The sequence below is a fragment of the Escherichia sp. WS1265 genome (assembly GCF_046487585.1).
GTDB lineage: Bacteria > Pseudomonadota > Gammaproteobacteria > Enterobacterales > Enterobacteriaceae > Escherichia > Escherichia coli.
Genome location: NZ_JBJQJE010000029.1, coordinates 1 through 16,833, shown reverse-complemented (window position 1 = coordinate 16,833; position 16,833 = coordinate 1). Strand labels below are relative to the sequence as shown.

Sequence of the window (16,833 nt, the reverse complement as noted above, 5' to 3'; positions counted from 1 at the left end):
TGACCCACGTTCAGCCTGGCCTGCAGTTCTGACAGGCACATGATTTACGCACTCTTGTAAGCCTTGTGGACGGTTTCGAGGCGGGCGAAAACCGACAACTCCTGCAAACAGGATTAATGGCTGGAAAATATATTACATAAGGATGTATCTGTGGCAAGAGCGAAGATAAGCAGTTGAATAGATCGTTATATCTGATAAGACAGAATATTATTCTATATTTGATATTGTGTGCGGGATATTAGATCGTTTAAAAAAATTCGGCGATCTCTTCTACTGGAAAAGAAGAAAAAAGCAGCATAAAAGATCGTTTGTGAAATTGTTCATTTTTTTGACACAGTTCAAAAAAACGACGCTTTTTAGGTGGTTAATGAGAGGCCAGGTAAATCAGAGAAATCGTGTCGGCTTTTCAAAGCGGTGGAAAAGGGGTATATTGCGGATCGTTATGCAGTGACTTTTGGGATCCTCACGATCCGGAAAGTCAGAAAACGGCAGGATGCGCCATAAGGCATTCAGGATGTATGGCAGAAACGACGGCTGTTTGCCGGGGCCGGAAGGCTGAAAAAAGTTTCAGAAGACCATAAAGGAAAACCCCCATAATCTTTCATCGAAACTTGGCGGAATCACTGAAAGATAATGGGGGCCTCACAGAATACGGGATAAGTATATATGAAACCGTGTCAGAGATTCAACCCTTCGCAGTGCATTAACGCACGGCAATCTGTTCCCGCCATAAGCGACAGCTTGTGGCGGCCCTGAACCAGACCTCATTCACTGAAAGCACATACCGTCAGGTAAAGAACCCGAATCCGGTGTTCACACCCCGTGAAGATGCCGGAACGCTGAAGTTCTGCGAAAAACTGATGGAAAAGGCCGTGGGCTTCACCTCCCGTTTTGATTTTGCCGCGCATGTGGCGTATGCCCGTTCGCGCGGCCTGCGCCGGCGTATGCCGCCGGTGCTGCGCCGCCGGGCGATTGATGCGCTGCTGCAGGGGCTGTGTTTCCACTATGACCCGCTGGCCAACCGCGTGCAGTGCTCCATCACCACGCTGGCCATTGAGTGCGGACTGGCGACGGAGTCTGAGGCCGGGAAACTTTCCATCACCCGTGCCACCCGTGCCCTGAAGTTCCTGTCTGAGCTGGGGCTGATAACCTACCAGACGGAATACGACCCGACAATTGGCTGTAACATCCCGACCGACATCACGTTCACGCCGGCACTGTTTGACTCACTCGATATCTCAGAAGAGGCAGTGGCTTCCGCACGCCGCAGCCGCGTGGAATGGGAAAACAGGCTGCGCAAAAAGCAGGGGATGGATGCGCTGGGTATGGATGAACTGATAGCGAGGGCCTGGCGTTTTGTGCGCGAGCGTTTCCGCAGTTATCAGGCAGAGCTTAAGTCCCACGGCATGAAACGTGCCCGTGCGCGCCGCGATGCAGGCAGGACCCGTCAGGACATTGTCACCCTGGTGAAACGGCAGCTGACACGTGAAATCGCGGAAGGGCGTTTCCGCGGAAGCCTGGAGGCCGTGAAGCGCGAAATCGACCGTCGCGTGAAGGAACGCATGATAATGTCGCGGAACAACAACTACACACGGCTGGCCACTGCCTCACCCTGAGTTTGACCTCATCTGAATAATCCGGCCTGCGCCGGAGGCTTCCGCACGTCTGAAGCCCGGCGACGCACAAAAAAGCAGCACAGCACACAAAAAACAGCCTCATCATCTGCCTTCCGGCTCATCATGCTCCCCCTGTTTTTCACGCAAAACACGTCTCACAGACGGGTAATTCTGTTTATCCACATTTAACTGCAAGGGACTTCTCCATAAGGTTACAACCGTTAATGCTATAAAGCGCCAGCCGCAGGCGTTACAGGGTGCAATGTTTCTTTTAAACTCCAGTACTGTATTTCCTTTAAACTACTTAATTACTTCCATTTAAAAAGAAAACCTGTTCAATGCCTGTCCTGTGGACAGACTGATATGCACCTCCCACGCTGACGCGCGGGCCCCGAACCTCACCGTTCTGAAACCACAGCAAAAAGACATCAGGAATAAAAACACCACACAAACGCAGCACCGTGCCTACCCCTCATAACTGAAAAGCGAGGCCGCCCCCGCCCAAAGGGCGGGAACAACATCGCTTTTAATTATGAATGTTGTAACTACATTATCATCGCTGTCAGTCTTCTGGCTGGATGTTCTCAGTACACGCTCGTAAGCGGCCCTGACGGCCCGCTAACGCGGAGATACGCCCCGACTTCGGGTAAACCCTCGTCGGGACCACTCCGACCGCGCACAGAAACTCTCTCATGGCTGAAAGCGGGTATGGCTTAGCAGGGCTGGGGATGGGTAAGGTGAAATCTATCAATCAGTACCGGCTGACGCCGGGCTTCGGCGGTTTTACTCCGGTATCACATGTAACCACAGCGTGCCGCCTTCCATGCCGCTGGCGCGGCATATCCTGGTGACGATATCTGAATCGTTATATACTGTGTATATACGTAGTAATGACGAGGTGATAAATGGCACAGGTTAATATGAGTTTAAGAATCGACGCTGAACTGAAGGATGCTTTTATGGCCGCTGCAAAAAGCATGGACCGTAATGGCTCTCAGTTAATTCGGGATTTTATGCGCCAGACCGTTGAACGGCAGCATAATACCTGGTTCCGTGACCAGGTTGCGGCAGGACGTCAGCAACTCGAGCGCGGCGATGTGCTTCCCCATGACATGGTCGAATCTTCTGCCGCTGCATGGCGGGATGAAATGAGCAGGAAGGTTTCCGATAAATGATGGAGATATTCTGGACCATGCTGGCCAGCCAGGACAGGAAGCGCATTCGTGAGTACATTGCGGAGCAGAACCTGATGGCCGCCATTGAACTGGACGAACGGATTGGTTATTCAGCCAGCAGCCTGGCCGGGCAGCCGTATAAAGGTCGCAACGGTCGTGTGGAAGGAACCCGGGAACTGGTTATTCACCCCCATTTTGTTCTGGTTTATGAGGTCGACAGCCAGTGGGGAAAAGTGTATGTCCTGCGCGTGTTGCATACCGCACAGAAGTGGCCATAAAATTCCAGTCAGGAATAATACTTTTCATTTTTAGTTTACTGCTCCCCCAGTAAGAGCGATATATTCCGAACAGTCTTGTCTGGGAGGTATGGTGCAGTCAGCGAAGAACCGCCGAGAATCCTCGCCCAATGCGGGCGGGGAGCAGTCACCGGAGTCTTCGCCACCCGCCCTCTGTGCACTGACCGGGTGATCCTGTCAGTGAGCGTGGTTCTGCCACTTCATCCGAATTCTTTCTTCCAGTTTGCTATGCAATCCGCCTCCGATCCACTGGCTGACCAGAGCTGCTGTTGCAAATGAACAGAAAGTCAAGGCGAATCCATGTTTAAACGTCTCCGGTAGTTCCTGGCCGGCGTGCTGAGTGATGATGGAAAACCCTATATATATAATAAAGGTACAAAAAATTCCTGTGTGGGCGAGCCAGGCAAACCATTTGGCCACCCTGTATAACCCGTATTTCAATGGCATCTCCCGTTTAATATCATGAATAATCATTGTATCTATCTTGTGGGTCAGAGATTGAAATTTTGTAAATATCATAAGTCCTTAGTCCATCTAAAGTGAGATTTACCGTATCTGAATATATCAAAATGCTAAGGCAGAATCCCCGGAAATTTGTGTATTACTTCTGTAGCAGACACGGCAAAATCGTTGCATTACAGGTGCATCTGCTGGGGCGTCTGTTTATCGATGCATCAGATTTAATGTCTGACAGTTACTTTTCTGTATCACCCACACTCTCTGCTTTTTCATTGCTACTGTCATATTTATGTCTGTTGCGCGGTTTTATCTGTGTATATAAAATACATCTGTATTCATTGTTTTCTAAAAATTTGCGTATGTTGATAAAAAATCCGATTTCTTATTTCCATATTGGCACGTTTTTATTTTCAGGAAAAAAACGTCATCTTCTGGAATGCTGGAAAGCAGAAGTTATCATGCGGGATAAGTTTGTTTTTCACCGGCTTATCAGGAACGGTATGCAGAGGCAGAGAGGTTTTCTTCTGTGGTGGCGCCTGGCTAATGAAATGTATATATCGGGGAATAAAAAACAACGAAAATGTGCGATCAAGATAAAAAATGCGCTTATGGCGAAGTATGGATGTGATATTGGTCTGGGGGCGCAGATTGGTAAAGGCCTCGTGCTGCCCCACCATTCAGGCGTCGTCATTCACGGAAATGTAAAAATCGGTGAGAATGTGATTATACGGCAGAATACGACCATTGGCGAAAAGGAATCTGACAGCAGAGAGAATTATATCGTTATTGGTGATAATGTCGATATCGGTGCCCATACGTGTATTATCGGGCTTAACGTAAAAATAGGCAGTAATGTAAAAATTGGAGCCATGTCTTTTATTATGGAGGAGGTTCCGGATAACTGTACTTACGTTACCAGGAAAGAATCACGGGTAATTATGCGTTAATCATGATGATATTATTCACAGTTTTATTGTATTGTTGATTGAGAAATTTATACGTGCGGGGGGGATGGCCTGAGTACAGGAAGGAAGCCCCCGTGATTGTGGTGATTTTTTTGTTACTTTATTTCAGTATGCGGCAGATATCCATTGCATCCTTGCGGTCGCTTTTTTCCTTTCAAAAGGCAGTTACGTCGCTTCTGCCTTACATCTGATGAGCCTTTGGTGGCATCCATGAGTCTGTAAGCAGACTCTGATACACAATGTCATGATGTTATCTGAAATGTTTATTGCTCAGTCTGCCGTTCCTTCATCCTGAGCCACCGTTGTTCTATTATCGCCAGTCTTTGAACAGCACTCTGTGCTTCAGTTTCTGAGACCTGCCCATCGGGATGACCATCCAGCCCATAACGAGGGACGCCGGCGACAGAGGTCCGCTGCAGATATACGCGGCGGGAGGTGATGCAGGACACTGCACAGAGCCATTCGTCCATGGACAGTTCTGTATCCGGGCTTTCTGCCAGAAATGCCGAAATATCATTGCTTATGCCAATTTTCAGGGGAATAAATCCACCACCTTCAGCACGAAGATGAGGAAACAGGGCCTTTATTTTTTCCACGCACTCGTGAGTATACTCACGGGTCCAGTGGGAGGGACGTGGAAAACGGTGTCTTTTCTTTTTCTTCTTCCTGGCTGGCGCTTCGGGGATATGTGTTTCGACGGCAGATGAATTTATTCCGGCGGGGGCTGATTCTGCCGTCTGTTCAGTAAATACAGGTGCGATAATATCTGTTTTTTCGGATAAGGACGGTGGCGAAAAAGTTCGACGTTTTTTCACCACAATGACGGGAGTTTTCCTTTCTTCCTGATTTTTTCCCATAAATACCTCGGCTGGCTGGTTTTACTCTTTAATAATATCACAATCCATAAATTAGTAAATTTCCCATCAGGTGATTTTTCATGGCTAATAAGTCCATTCTCTGAATATTTATACTCGAGGTAGTTACAGTTATGGCATGACAGTCGAATTGATATTCTACTGAACCCTGACAGAAACATGGTTGATATATTCTCTCACTTTAATGTTGTCATGATATAAATAAAAACAATTCATTTGAAAGGATATCAGAAGAAGATATCGGGGCGCACAGTTCATCTCTGCCTTTGTTTCATGGGGTGTTCTTTGTATATTTTACTTACTGTTTAAGCATGTACATAAGGAGTGCTTTCATTATGCCAATGATACTTGTAAAGAAGAATCCCCGGGGCAAAGTGATTCGGGAGCTTAGCAGTGAGGAAGAGACTGCAGTAAAGACGGTCTGTGGACTGAAAAAGCCAGCAACCATGGCACTACATAACCTGGCCAATGATATTCTCCGGGAAATGCGTGAGTATGATGCATGGTTACAGTGTGACTGTATTCCGGGAGATTCGCCGGCCATGAATTTTGCTGCTCTTAAAAACAATACGGGTACTCTTTATCTGTCCAGTTTTAATCATGAGCATGCACCTGAATGCCCCATGTATCGTCAGTTATCCGGAAATGAAGAGGAAACATCTTCCGGAGCAAGCCGGCATCCCGTTAGCACCCGTATAAATTACAGAAACTTTTTACCACCTGATGACAGTAATTCTGTTATCAGACTGCAGGCCCGCTCTGCTTACCATAATGGTGAGAGCTCCTCCGTTCGCAAGAAACGTCCGCGCCTTGCCCGTTTACTCCTGTCGCTTATTGACGATGCTGGGCTGAATAAACTGGATTCCCTGGCTAATCCCCGTATCCGGACTAATTATCGTGAGTGTCTTGATGCCATACGGCAGGTTACACTGCAGCAGGAGTATATTCGGGGAAGATCCTTATCTGAAATTATCCATTTCCGGCCTGGAATGTCTGAAAGGTCTCAGGAGCGGTTAATGGAAACGCTGGAGAATTCAGAACGACACTGGCCTGCCAGAAGAAAACATATGTTCTTTCAGATTTTTATGGCGCAGCACATCTGTCGTGATGCTGTGGAAATTCACTGGGCGAACGGTAATATTCAGGTCATCAGACCTGTGCGGGGGATCAGTATTAATGGTGAAGCGCAGGGCGGAATACGTCCCCCTTACTGGGTTATTCTTGCTTTTTGCCGGAGTGCCGATGGCAGAATCATCTGCAGTGAAGGGTATGCTCATGCTCTTTATCAACTGACATGTCCGGTGCCTGTGGACAGCAAACTGGAACGAAACACGCTCACTGCTCTTCTGAATGTGGCCAGCTGGCTTAAAAGAAAGCCAGGTACGCCGGAATTAAGTCTGGAAAGGCCCCTGTTTGATACAGAAGTTTATGTTAATGGTGAAAAGAAATATGTCCTGCCGGATTTCATTGTCACAGCAAGGGCTCCTGACGGAAAGACGGCCAGAGTGGTCATCGAAACGATGGGATATGAAGACAGTGATTACTGCGCGAGAAAATCCAGGCAGCATACCGGCATGAAGCAGATTGGTGTTCTGCATACCGATCCACCGAAATGGCTGGATAACGATCATCCCCCTTTTGAGAAACATATGTACGGTGTTTTTATGCATCTCAGGTACTGAGATATTTTGTGGCTCAGTTCTGTAACTTTTCCCGTAACATTGTCTGTTGTTACGGGAAAGTCCGGTTTTTGTATTGCACCAGAGAATACTCAGACTGTGATGCTGCCACAGCGTCAGCAGGCTTTCTGAACGGTGTAACATTACTTCATGTTAATGATAATCACTATCATTAAGTCTTGACATGCCATTTTCTCCTTAATAAATTAATAATGTATATGTATCCATATACGTAAGCAGTTAATTCATTTGTTTTCCTCAGAGGATGAAGGAGATACCGAATGTCTGACCCTGTACGGGGTTCAGTGAGTTAGCTGGCCTGGATGTAACCACTCGTTCAACTCAATTCTCTTAGCGTGGGAAAATTTCCCTTTTCCAAGCGGACCCCTATTAATATTTGTTTTGTTTTAGGTTCTATTCAACATAGGTCATCCTAAAATACATTGAAGATAACAAGATAACAAGATAACAAGATAACAAGATAACAAGATAACAAGATAACAAGGTGTTATCTTGTTATCTCAAGGTGTTATCTTTGTTTTACTTCTGCTATCAATCGTGATACCTCTGTTTTTGATAGTGTTTTAAGTGCTTCTACCGCCGCCCTGACAACATCAGAACGATTCACTCTGCCTTTACCTGAAACCATCTCAGCCGTTATAAGGGCATCAATGTCTTTTAGGTTTTCTTCAAAAAAAGAAATACTCACTGGTTTTGCTTTGCTTACAACCGATGATTTATCTGATGACTTTTTGGTATTATCAAGGCCAGCCGTGCCACCGTTAATAAATGCTGCCTCGTCACGAGGTGAAGTGTTTGCTCTATTTCTCACAGAATAACCTCTTTCACTAACGCTTCGATTTCTTGCTGGGCTTTATCATTTTGCGTTTCAAAAATTGTCATTGATTCGGCCCAAGCATCTCGATGTGCTTTACGATCACATACCCGGGAGTTTGCCAGATGCATTTCAGGGTAATCCTTAAGTACTTCAGCTGCCTCATTGGCTTCATTAACAAACATATTTGTGGGCGTCATGTTTAAAACGAGATATCCCCGAACATCCTCATTAAAATCTTTTGCTGCTGTAAAAACGGAGCATGTATGAGGCACAACATCCAGGTCCATCTGAGATGGGCGCAAAGGAGAAATGAATACATCTGCGGCCATCAATCCACTACGCATTTCTGCGCTATCACGGCCAGCACAGTCTGCAATAACAAAATCATAGGATTTTTCGTGTTCCTTTAACATGGCTTTGATGTTACCTGTCGCGCCTGTAACCGGAATATGAGGGAGATCTTCAGGGCGATTGTTGTACCAGGTTAATACTGATTTCTGGTCATCTGCGTCGACAATAATCACTCTATTGCCTAGTGACATCAGATACGCAGCTATAGATACCGCCAGTGTACTTTTACCTACCCCACCCTTTTGACTACCTAATACTATTATCATTATAGCCTCATATTAAGCTGTTAAGTTAACAACTTAATATTGCCATCTGAACGCGAACCATGCAATTATTTTTGTTATGTTAACAACTTAGCAAGTTGTTAAGTATTTGATTTATAGATTAATTAAGATAACAAGATAACAAGATAACAAGATAACAAGATAACAAGATAACAAGATAACAGGATAGCAATATTATGGATGGATTACATATTCATAACTGGGCTACTGGCAAATCTGTCCATCTGGTGGTATACGCAGGAGAAAGCATTTCCCGTTTCATTTGCCATTCAGGGGCGGTTCCTCGCCCCGCAAACCACACTTTCCCTTTTCCCGACTGGTTCAGTTCATCGAGTGTTTTCATTAACTTTTCACTGTTTTTACGGGGCTGGATTTCATCAAATAATCCCGGCTGCGCTATACCCGATGGTGTGAAATCAGCCAGCATGACACCTGCCTTCATATAGCGGTACCCTTCACGCCAGACATGGTTTAACGCTCTGCATGCTGCGGCAATAATGTCCCGGCTGTCCTGTGTGGGCAATGGAAGCTTTTCCACAGCGGCATTGCTGTAACAGGGTTCTTTTACTGCAAAGGGGGATGTCCGTACAAATGTCGTCACCTGCCGGCAATACTGACGCTCCCCACGTAGTTTCTCTGCGGCCCGCTCTGCATACTGAACAACAGCCTGGTGCATGGCATCTTTGTCTGTGATTCGTTCACCAAAACTGCGACTACAGACAATCTGCTGTTTTGCCGGCGGTGCTTCTTCCAGAGATATGCAGGACTCGCCGTTGAGTTCGCGTACCGTACGCTCAAGAATGACGCTGAAGTTTTTCCGGATGAATGCCGTGTTAGCCTGCGCCAGCTGCAGTGCTGTGTTAATACCCAGCGCATTCAGCTTTTCCGTCAGTCTGCGTCCTACTCCCCAGACCTCACCAACTGGCTGCAACCCCAGTAGCTTCAAGATCCGATTACGGTTTTCTGCCGTCAGCGCGACCACACCGGAAAACTGTGGCCATTGCTTTGTTGCCCACTGGGCACTTTTAGCCAGCGTTTTTGTAGGCGCAATGCCCACCCCCATGGTGAGTCCTGTCCAGCTCTTTACCTGTTCCCTGAGCTGATGACCAAAAATCTCCGGAGAGATGCAATGATTTATCCCCCGCAAATCAATGAACATTTCATCAATTGAGTAGGGCTCAACTGCGGGAGAAAGCGACTCCAGAACAGCCATAACCCGTTGGCTCATGCTGTGGTACAGCGCATAATTGCTGGAAAATACATGTATTTTCTTCTCCAGGCGCATTTGTCTCACCTGAAACCAGGGCTGCCCCATTCTGATGCCAAGGGCTTTTGCCTCCGGGCTGCGCGCGATCACACAGCCATCGTTATTGCTGAGTACGATGACCGGTTCGTTGCGAAGGTCCGGGCGGAAAACTTTTTCACATGAGGCGTAGAAACTGTTGATATCAGCCAGTGCAAACATCAGCGTAACTCCCGCGTCCTGTGTATCACGTGAGTGACAACACCAAAAATACAGATGTTTTCCGGATACAGTGTGCGGAACTCCGGGCTGTCTGAAACCGGCTCCAGTGCCGGGCGTGGGCGCAACAGCAGTCGTTTGACGGTGAACTCACCGTCGATCTCAGCGATAACGATGTCCCCGTGTTGTGGTTTTTCGGCCCTGTCCACTACCAGCAGATCACCATTCTGCACGCCAGCCTGGTTCATCGATTCACCGCTGGCGCGCAGAAAGAAGGTGGCTGCAGGTCTGCTGATGCAATAGCTGTTCAGATCCAGTTCCTGCTCAGCATAATCAGTGGCAGGCGAAGGAAAACCGGCCTGGCAACGATCGGCAAACAACGGTCGCACGTAACTGTCATCGCCTGAAGGGGCAGCCGGACGGTGATAAACGGTACTCATGCTGCAGGCAGCCAGCTGTCGTCCTGCCAGATTTCTTCCAGCAGAGACAGGATACGTTCTTTATCCTTGTCGTTGCGGGCTCCTGTGACAGATACAGACGGGGCGCTGCCCTGGTCTATACGCAGCCAGATTTCCGGGTAGTGTGGTTTCAGACGTTGTTCGATTTCATTCTGTAGCGCCTGAAGTGTGCCTGATTTGAGGTTTTTTGTGCTCTGGCGGTCGAAAAGAATTTCAATGCGGATCATGTTCTCATCTCCCTTTTCTTTATGCTGTATGCTTATACAGTATTCTAATAACTGAATCCGCACACAGTCAAATGTCATTGTTGTGACTAAAAAACGCTCAATTCTCTGAGTGTGTGGCTGTATGCCTGCTGTGGGCTGCTGTGTCCAGCTTATCCACAGCATTTTGTGCACGGTTCTGTGGACAAAATACCTGGTTACCCAGGCCGTGCCGGCACGTTAACCGGGCTGCATCCGATGCAAGTGTGTCGCTGTCGCCGGCCTCCTCACCCGGTCACGTTTCGTCGTTCCTCCTCCACGCGCTGCGGCTTCGGGGCCGCACCTGCATTCGTATGCGGTCGCCCGGTAACAGGTGCGGCACGGCCTGATGGAGGCCGCATGTGAGAGGAGAATTCCCATGCCAAACTGGTGCTCGAATCGTATGTATTTTTCTGGTGAACCGGCACAGATCGCTGAGATTAAACGACTGGCCAGCGGTGCAGTTACACCGCTTTATCGCCGCGCCACAAATGAAGGTATTCAGCTGTTTCTGGCCGGAAGTGCCGGACTTCTGCAGATCACTGAAAATATCCGCTCTGAGCAGTGCCCCGGAGTGACGGCTGCCGGACGTGGTGCTGTATCACCGGAAAATATCGCGTTCACCCGCTGGCTGACACACCTGCAGAACGGTGTACTGCTGGATGAGCAAAACTGCCTGATGCTGCATGAACTCTGGCTGCAGAGCGGTACTGGACAGCGTCGCTGGGAAGAGTTACCGGATGATGTCAGGGAAACTATCACTGTGCATTTCACCGCAAAAAGAGGTGACTGGTATGACATCTGGGGTAACGAGGATGTATCGGTGTGGTGGAACCGTCTGTGTGACAACGTACTGCCGGAAAAAACCATGCCGTTTGACCTGCTGACGGTTTTGCCGACCCGCCTGGATATTGAAGTGAATGGCTTTAACGGCGGTGTTCTGAACGGTGTTCCTTCTGCATATCACTGGTATACAGAACGGTATGGCGTGAAGTGGCCTTGTGGGTATGACCTGAATATCAGCAGTCAGGGGGAAAACTTCATTCAGGTAGATTTCGACACGCCGTGGTGTCAGCCGGAAAGCGACGTTGTTGCAGAATTAAGCCGCCGTTTCGGCTGCACGCTGGAGCACTGGTACGCCGAACAGGGCTGCAATTTCTGTGGCTGGCAGTTGTATGAGCGCGGAGAGCTCGTTGATGTGCTGTGGGGGGAACTGGAATGGTCTTCCCCGACAGATGATGATGAGCTGCCGGAAGTCACCGGACCTGCGTGGATAATCGACAATGTGGCGCATTATGGCGGATGAAGTATGACGGAGACGGGCGGGCAACCGCCCGTTTCTTTTCCGACAAAGGATGTCGCCGTGCTCCTCTTTTTACTGCGCCGGCTGACGCGGCGCGGCATAAACGCTGCCTGTGGTCAGTGTCCCGCGTCCGGCCGGGCACGGGACGGGCGCTTTTACCGCTCCCGGCTGGCGTCGGTGACAGTGTACGCCAGCCCGTCGCCCTTTTCTGATGAACGCCCTTCAAGCCGCTTTCGCGGCATAGCCTTGCCGTCAAAAAGACGACGGCTGCGGTATTCCACGGTCGGCCTGACCCGTTACCGGACGCGGTGAACAGCCCACAGGCAGCGGGGAACGGGCACCACAGGGGTGCCCTCCCGGTGCCCTCTGTAAGAGAAGGAGCGTTGTTATGTCCCGTTTTGTCCTCGGTAACTGCATCGATGTTATGGCCCGTATTCCTGATAACGCCATTGATTTCATACTGACTGACCCGCCGTACCTCGTCGGTTTTCGTGACCGTTTCGGGCGCACCATCGCCGGCGATAAAACCGATGAATGGCTGCAACCGGCCTGTAATGAAATGTACCGCGTACTCAAAAAAGACGCGCTGATGGTGAGCTTCTACGGCTGGAACCGCGTCGATCGCTTTATGGCCGCCTGGAAAAATGCGGGATTCAGCGTTGTTGGTCACCTGGTCTTCACCAAAAACTACACATCGAAGGCCGCATATGTGGGCTATCGCCACGAATGCGCCTACATCCTGGCAAAAGGCCGTCCACGTCTGCCACAAAACCCGCTGCCGGACGTGCTGGGCTGGAAATATTCGGGCAATCGTCATCACCCGACGGAAAAGCCCGTTACCAGCCTGCAACCGCTGATTGAGAGCTTCACACACCCGAACGCAATTGTGCTGGACCCGTTTGCAGGCAGCGGCTCAACCTGCGTCGCTGCCCTCCAGTCCGGACGCCGGTATATCGGTATCGAGCTGCTTGAACAGTATCACCGTGCCGGACAGCAACGACTGGCCGCCGTGCAACGGGCCATGCAGCAGGGGGCCGCGAATGATAACTGGTTTGAACCGGAGGCTGCGTAAATGAACTATGCCGGACACGAAAAACTTCGCGCCGACGTGGCGGAGGTGGCCAACACCATGTGTGACCTTCGGGCCAGGCTGAACGATATGGAGCATCGCTGTCGCTTTGATTCCGATGTGCTTGTTGAACGCCTGACACGCCAGACGCTGTATCGCGCCAATCGCCTGTTCATGGAGGCGTATACCGAAATTCTGGAACTGGATTCCTGCTTCAAAGATTGAGAAGGAGACGAGAATGTACGGAACATGCGAAACGCTATGCCGGGAGCTGGCAGCAAAGTATCCGGGAAACACGCCGCTGATGCTGCTTATCTGGTCCCCGGAAGAGATTCAGGCCCTCGCTGACGGAATGGATATTTCTCTGTCCGATCATGAAATCAGAACCGTCCTGGCGCGCCTGGAGGACATCCCGGAAGACCAGCGGACTGAATCCGGTATTTCTTCCGGTGCGGCGATGGAGATTATCAATAACGTGAGAGAAAACCGCCAGGTGACCGTCCCTGCTGAACTGCTGGCGTCCCTGATTCAGACCGCCGAACAGGCACTGTGGAAACGTGAGTGGGCCGCCCGTGATAACGGCCTCGCCGTCCCGGAATGCGTCACCCGCCGACAGGCGGTGGTTAATCAGGCCCGCGCCCTGCTGAAAAACAACACACGCGAAAACGACTGATGTTATCGCCGCCTGCGGGCGGCGATTCAGGGAGACCATGAATCATGAACGAAACGCTGAATGCACTGATTTATCGCCACGCCAGCAACCTGCTGCTGGCGCAGGGCTGGCCGGAAGAGACGGATGTTGACCAGCGTAATCCGAAGTATCCGGGCTGGATCAGCATTTACGTGCGGCTGGATGTGCCCCGGCTGGCGACGTTACTTATCAACCGTCACGGCGGCGTACTGCCGCCGCTCCTGGCCTCCGCCATTCAGAAACTGACCGGAACCGGGGCGGAACTGGTACTGTCCGGCAGTCAGTGGCAGTCGCTGCCGGTACTTCCGGCAGACGGAACACAGGTGTTTTTCCCGTATGCCGGAGAATGGCTGACCGAAGACGAAATCAGGGCAGTTCTTGATGCAGTGCGCAATGCAGTACGAAGCATCTGTTACCAAGTGGCAGAAGATGCCCGGCGTATCCGGGCGGCGCTGACCACCACCGGTCAGACGTTGCTGACCCGCCAGACGCGCCGCTTTCGTCTGGTTGTGAAGGAAAGCGATTACCCCTGCTGGCTTGATGAAGATGACGAAAATCTGCCCGTGGTGCTCGATGCCATTCTGAACCGTGGCGCTCGTTTTTCGTCGGTGGAAATGTATCTGGTCAGTGAGTGTGTGGAGCATATCCTGTCCAGTGGGCTGGCCTGCGATGTGCTGCGTATACCTGATGAACCGTCCCGTCGCTGGTTTGACCGGGATATTCTGCGGGAGATGGTCCTGGAAGCCCGGACTGAAATCCGCAGCATGGCGGATGCACTGGCGAAAATCCGGAAATGATGACGCTGGCGGGGAAAATCTCCGCCTTTTCCAGCCGGTCCCCGGAAAGAGCAAAAGGATGTCGCCGCAGGCTCCGCTTTACCCGGCCATGCGGGGCATGGCCTTGTGGGTTTTCAGTTATGTGGCCTCAGCGTCGTGTGCGGGCTGTGCCGTGCCTCCATCGTAGCCGGGCTTCTGCGGGCGGGTTGCAAGGTAAGGTGAACCGCTGCGGTCACCCGGTCCCTCCTTCCCGTCTGCCGTGATTTTCCGGTCGTTCACCCGCTCAGATTTCGCGGTCTCACCCTCCAACTCCCGTCAGCCGTGCGCGTCAGGCTGCGGCTTCCCTTGCGCCCTTGCAACCCTGCAGGCCCGGCAAAGATGGAGGCACGGCACCGCCCGGTGTCGCGGAATATGTGAACAACGGAGGAAATCCCATGCAGTATGCGAAACCTGTCACTCTGAACGTTGAAGAGTGCGACCGTCTGTCTTTTCTGCCTTACCTGTTTGGCCTGGATTTTCTGTATGCCGAAGCGTCTGTATACGCGCTGGCGAAAAAAATGATGCCGGAATATGAAGGCGGATTCTGGCACTTCATCCGCCTGCCGGACGGTGGCGGTTACATGATGCCGGATGGCGACCGTTTTCATCTGGTCAACGGTGAAAACTGGTTTGACCGTACCGTGAGTGCTGATGCCGCAGGCATCATTCTGACTTCCCTTGTGATTAACCGCCAGTTGTGGCTGTACCACGACAGCGGGGATGCAGGGCTGACACACCTGTACAGGATGCGCGATGCGCAGTTGTGGAGCCACATCGAATTTCACCCCGAATGCAACGCGATTTACGCGGCACTGGACTGATTAACGGACGGGGCGGCAATGCCGCCCCTGTAAAGGAGACGAGAACATGTACTGTACTGTTAAAGAAATTATCCGCGATGTACTGGATACAGACGTGCCGGACAGTGAATGCGTTTTTGCCGTAGTGCTGACCCGTGGGGATGTGCGTCACATAGCCCAGGACTGGAGCCTGTCAGACGATGAGCTGGAAACCGTCATGCAGCGGCTGGACGATGCTTTTGAGCATGGTGCGGATGTCAGCGTTGTTCACGACGTTGTTCGTGAACTGATGGAGGAAAAGCACGCCAGCCGTCAGGTGACAGTCCCGGCGGTGATGCTGGAAAAAGTGATGGCGCTGGCAGGCAGTGAAATGAAGCGCCTGTATGCCGTCGGGAGTGAGAACGGGGGCGACGGTGATGCGTTCGTCAGGGAAGAACGCGAAGCAATGGACGTTGTGTTACAGGCGCTGGACGGGGAGAACATGTCATGAATATCAACACGGAAACCCGCGAAATTCTGCGTAATTACAAAGCCGTGATTAATGCGCGGCGTCGTGAAATGGGGCAGAAACCGCTCACCACCGCGCAGATTGTTGATGAAATCTGCGATTTTGTGGCGAATCAGCAGGCGGTTTTCCTTGGCGGTCAGTACATCCTGCAGGGCAGCAGAAACAGGTGATACAGGGCAGGCGGTGGAGGCCGCCTGTCAGTCCGCGCGAAACCCCCTGGCAGGCTGGCGCCTGCCGGAAACGCGGGGTGCAGCGCCTGCGGCGCTGCCGGCCCGGCTTTCCGGTCAGAAGGTAGTGTATGGCTGTATGCCAGGGACAGGTGTGATGTTCCGTGACACTGTCACCGTTTCTGGCTGTTTTTTGTTGCGCCCGCTTCGGCTCCCGGCTGCCTGACGGCATCCGGTCGTCAGGCCCGACTCCGACAGGCAGCTGCTGGCGCACCCGCCAGTCTCCGCCGAACCCGCTGGCGCGGTTTCGGGCTGTCGCTACGGTCCGATGCGTGAAAACCCGGGCTTGCAGCGACCGTTCCGGTCGCGCCGCCTCTGTCGCGCCGTGACCTGCGCTCCCTGCACACCTGACGGTGTGTGAGGAAACTGCGCCTGATGGCGCAGCAGTCTTCCCTCCTGCCGCCACCTCTGCGGCCTGTTTCCCGCTGTGGACTTTCCGGGGGGCAGACGTGACCCCCTCCCGTTCCATCTGTCCAGGGTGAGATGCACCGGCCACAAAATTTTTAGCCATGAACCCGGCTAAAAATTTTGCGTCCGCCCCCGGACAGCTGTCCCGTGAGGCGGTAAACGGGCCCCCATCGGAAAGGTCCACTGCGGGGAGAAACCCCTGTGAAGTGGACGGCAGGAGGAGCTTTCGCTCCTCTGAAGGGGCACATGAACGTCCCGTCGCCGGTATCCGGTTTATCTCACATCTTTCAGTCAGGAGGTTCTTATGAGTGC

At 51.2% G+C, this 16,833-nt stretch carries 23 protein-coding genes and 1 pseudogene; 15 read left to right on the top strand and 9 right to left on the bottom strand.

The window, feature by feature from the left end; all coding sequences use genetic code 11:
• Positions 1-743 precede the first annotated feature (743 nt).
• The 4 genes from repA (at position 744) to yacB (ending at position 3,069) form a co-directional block, all read left to right on the top strand.
• Positions 744-1,616, top strand: a complete 873-nt coding sequence (gene repA / locus ACJHX3_RS22440; RefSeq protein WP_000729438.1) for an incFII family plasmid replication initiator RepA — start codon at positions 744-746, stop codon at positions 1,614-1,616.
• A gap of 692 nt (positions 1,617-2,308) precedes the next feature.
• Positions 2,309-2,467: a hypothetical protein gene (locus tag ACJHX3_RS22435; protein WP_000841008.1), complete on the top strand. Its 159-nt coding sequence runs from the start codon at positions 2,309-2,311 to the stop codon at positions 2,465-2,467.
• A 54-nt stretch (positions 2,468-2,521) separates the two neighbouring features.
• On the top strand, positions 2,522-2,791 hold the full coding sequence (gene yacA, locus ACJHX3_RS22430; RefSeq protein WP_000079932.1) for a type II toxin-antitoxin system antitoxin YacA: 270 nt from the start codon (positions 2,522-2,524) through the stop codon (positions 2,789-2,791).
• Positions 2,791-3,069: a type II toxin-antitoxin system toxin YacB gene (gene yacB / locus ACJHX3_RS22425; RefSeq protein WP_013009346.1), complete on the top strand. Its 279-nt coding sequence runs from the start codon at positions 2,791-2,793 to the stop codon at positions 3,067-3,069. Before yacA ends, yacB begins: the two co-directional genes overlap by 1 nt.
• Before the next feature lie 195 nt (positions 3,070-3,264).
• Here the strand turns inward: yacB and ACJHX3_RS22420 are convergent, their stop codons facing one another.
• Positions 3,265-3,561, bottom strand: coding sequence for a hypothetical protein (locus ACJHX3_RS22420; RefSeq protein ID WP_001419651.1), 297 nt, complete (start codon positions 3,559-3,561; stop codon positions 3,265-3,267).
• A 344-nt stretch (positions 3,562-3,905) separates the two neighbouring features.
• On the opposite strand from ACJHX3_RS22420, the gene ACJHX3_RS22415 reads away from it, so the two are divergent.
• The gene (locus ACJHX3_RS22415) at positions 3,906-4,493 is read left to right on the top strand and encodes a serine acetyltransferase (protein WP_001418189.1); all 588 of its coding nucleotides are present in this window, start codon (positions 3,906-3,908) and stop codon (positions 4,491-4,493) included.
• Between the two features lie 281 nt (positions 4,494-4,774).
• On the opposite strand, the gene ACJHX3_RS22410 is transcribed toward ACJHX3_RS22415, so the two are convergent.
• The gene (locus ACJHX3_RS22410; protein WP_001401779.1) at positions 4,775-5,368 is read right to left on the bottom strand and encodes a ProQ/FINO family protein; all 594 of its coding nucleotides are present in this window, start codon (positions 5,366-5,368) and stop codon (positions 4,775-4,777) included.
• 353 nt (positions 5,369-5,721) lie between these two features.
• On the opposite strand from ACJHX3_RS22410, the gene yagA reads away from it, so the two are divergent.
• The gene (gene yagA, locus ACJHX3_RS22405; RefSeq protein WP_001132021.1) at positions 5,722-7,068 is read left to right on the top strand and encodes a protein YagA; all 1,347 of its coding nucleotides are present in this window, start codon (positions 5,722-5,724) and stop codon (positions 7,066-7,068) included.
• A 526-nt stretch (positions 7,069-7,594) separates the two neighbouring features.
• Here yagA and ACJHX3_RS22400 read toward each other — a convergent pair.
• From ACJHX3_RS22400 to ACJHX3_RS22380, 5 genes are all read right to left on the bottom strand, one after another.
• Positions 7,595-7,897 carry a hypothetical protein gene (locus tag ACJHX3_RS22400; protein ID WP_001245884.1) on the bottom strand — a complete coding sequence of 101 codons (303 nt, stop codon included), beginning with the start codon at positions 7,895-7,897 and terminating at the stop codon, positions 7,595-7,597.
• Positions 7,894-8,520, bottom strand: coding sequence for a ParA family plasmid-partitioning AAA ATPase (locus ACJHX3_RS22395; protein WP_000587689.1), 627 nt, complete (start codon positions 8,518-8,520; stop codon positions 7,894-7,896). Before ACJHX3_RS22395 ends, ACJHX3_RS22400 begins: the two co-directional genes overlap by 4 nt.
• Positions 8,521-8,731: 211 nt before the next feature.
• The gene (locus ACJHX3_RS22390; RefSeq protein WP_000457510.1) at positions 8,732-10,003 is read right to left on the bottom strand and encodes a Y-family DNA polymerase; all 1,272 of its coding nucleotides are present in this window, start codon (positions 10,001-10,003) and stop codon (positions 8,732-8,734) included.
• Positions 10,003-10,440, bottom strand: coding sequence for a translesion error-prone DNA polymerase V autoproteolytic subunit (gene umuD, locus ACJHX3_RS22385; RefSeq protein WP_000109062.1), 438 nt, complete (start codon positions 10,438-10,440; stop codon positions 10,003-10,005). The genes ACJHX3_RS22390 and umuD overlap by 1 nt, the downstream gene beginning before the upstream one ends.
• Positions 10,437-10,685 carry a DinI-like family protein gene (locus ACJHX3_RS22380; RefSeq protein ID WP_000618110.1) on the bottom strand — a complete coding sequence of 83 codons (249 nt, stop codon included), beginning with the start codon at positions 10,683-10,685 and terminating at the stop codon, positions 10,437-10,439. The genes umuD and ACJHX3_RS22380 overlap by 4 nt, the downstream gene beginning before the upstream one ends.
• A 418-nt stretch (positions 10,686-11,103) precedes the next feature.
• Here ACJHX3_RS22380 and ACJHX3_RS22375 point away from each other — a divergent pair, with 418 nt between their 5' ends.
• The gene (locus ACJHX3_RS22375) at positions 11,104-12,006 is read left to right on the top strand and encodes a DUF1281 domain-containing protein (protein WP_064670763.1); all 903 of its coding nucleotides are present in this window, start codon (positions 11,104-11,106) and stop codon (positions 12,004-12,006) included.
• Here ACJHX3_RS22375 and ACJHX3_RS22370 read toward each other — a convergent pair.
• Positions 11,957-12,187, bottom strand: coding sequence for an arginase (locus tag ACJHX3_RS22370; RefSeq protein WP_306234079.1), 231 nt, complete (start codon positions 12,185-12,187; stop codon positions 11,957-11,959). The genes ACJHX3_RS22375 and ACJHX3_RS22370 overlap by 50 nt on opposite strands.
• Here ACJHX3_RS22370 and ACJHX3_RS22365 point away from each other — a divergent pair.
• The 8 genes from ACJHX3_RS22365 to ACJHX3_RS22330 all read left to right on the top strand — a co-directional run bounded on the left by ACJHX3_RS22365 (position 12,079) and on the right by ACJHX3_RS22330 (position 16,056).
• Positions 12,079-12,315 carry a hypothetical protein gene (locus ACJHX3_RS22365; protein WP_269216963.1) on the top strand — a complete coding sequence of 79 codons (237 nt, stop codon included), beginning with the start codon at positions 12,079-12,081 and terminating at the stop codon, positions 12,313-12,315. The genes ACJHX3_RS22370 and ACJHX3_RS22365 overlap by 109 nt on opposite strands.
• A 76-nt stretch (positions 12,316-12,391) precedes the next feature.
• On the top strand, positions 12,392-13,075 hold the full coding sequence (locus ACJHX3_RS22360; RefSeq protein ID WP_040110341.1) for a DNA methylase: 684 nt from the start codon (positions 12,392-12,394) through the stop codon (positions 13,073-13,075).
• Positions 13,076-13,297: a hypothetical protein gene (locus tag ACJHX3_RS22355; protein WP_001104873.1), complete on the top strand. Its 222-nt coding sequence runs from the start codon at positions 13,076-13,078 to the stop codon at positions 13,295-13,297.
• Complete coding sequence (locus ACJHX3_RS22350; RefSeq protein WP_223349485.1) at positions 13,227-13,745, top strand: DUF1380 family protein; 519 nt, start codon at positions 13,227-13,229, stop codon at positions 13,743-13,745. The genes ACJHX3_RS22355 and ACJHX3_RS22350 overlap by 71 nt, the downstream gene beginning before the upstream one ends.
• 44 nt (positions 13,746-13,789) lie before the next feature.
• Positions 13,790-14,560, top strand: coding sequence for a hypothetical protein (locus ACJHX3_RS22345; RefSeq protein ID WP_001006251.1), 771 nt, complete (start codon positions 13,790-13,792; stop codon positions 14,558-14,560).
• Positions 14,561-14,973: 413 nt separating this feature from the next.
• Positions 14,974-15,399 (top strand): antirestriction protein, encoded by a 426-nt coding sequence (locus ACJHX3_RS22340; RefSeq protein WP_001546490.1) that lies wholly within the window; start codon positions 14,974-14,976, stop codon positions 15,397-15,399.
• Positions 15,400-15,445: 46 nt separating this feature from the next.
• On the top strand, positions 15,446-15,868 hold the full coding sequence (locus ACJHX3_RS22335; RefSeq protein WP_013307864.1) for a DUF1380 family protein: 423 nt from the start codon (positions 15,446-15,448) through the stop codon (positions 15,866-15,868).
• The gene (locus ACJHX3_RS22330; RefSeq protein WP_001703906.1) at positions 15,865-16,056 is read left to right on the top strand and encodes a hypothetical protein; all 192 of its coding nucleotides are present in this window, start codon (positions 15,865-15,867) and stop codon (positions 16,054-16,056) included. Before ACJHX3_RS22335 ends, ACJHX3_RS22330 begins: the two co-directional genes overlap by 4 nt.
• A 332-nt stretch (positions 16,057-16,388) precedes the next feature.
• Here the strand turns inward: ACJHX3_RS22330 and ACJHX3_RS22325 are convergent.
• Positions 16,389-16,598: pseudogene (locus tag ACJHX3_RS22325) on the bottom strand (hypothetical protein); the annotation flags it as partial.
• Positions 16,599-16,833: the final 235 nt, after the last annotated feature.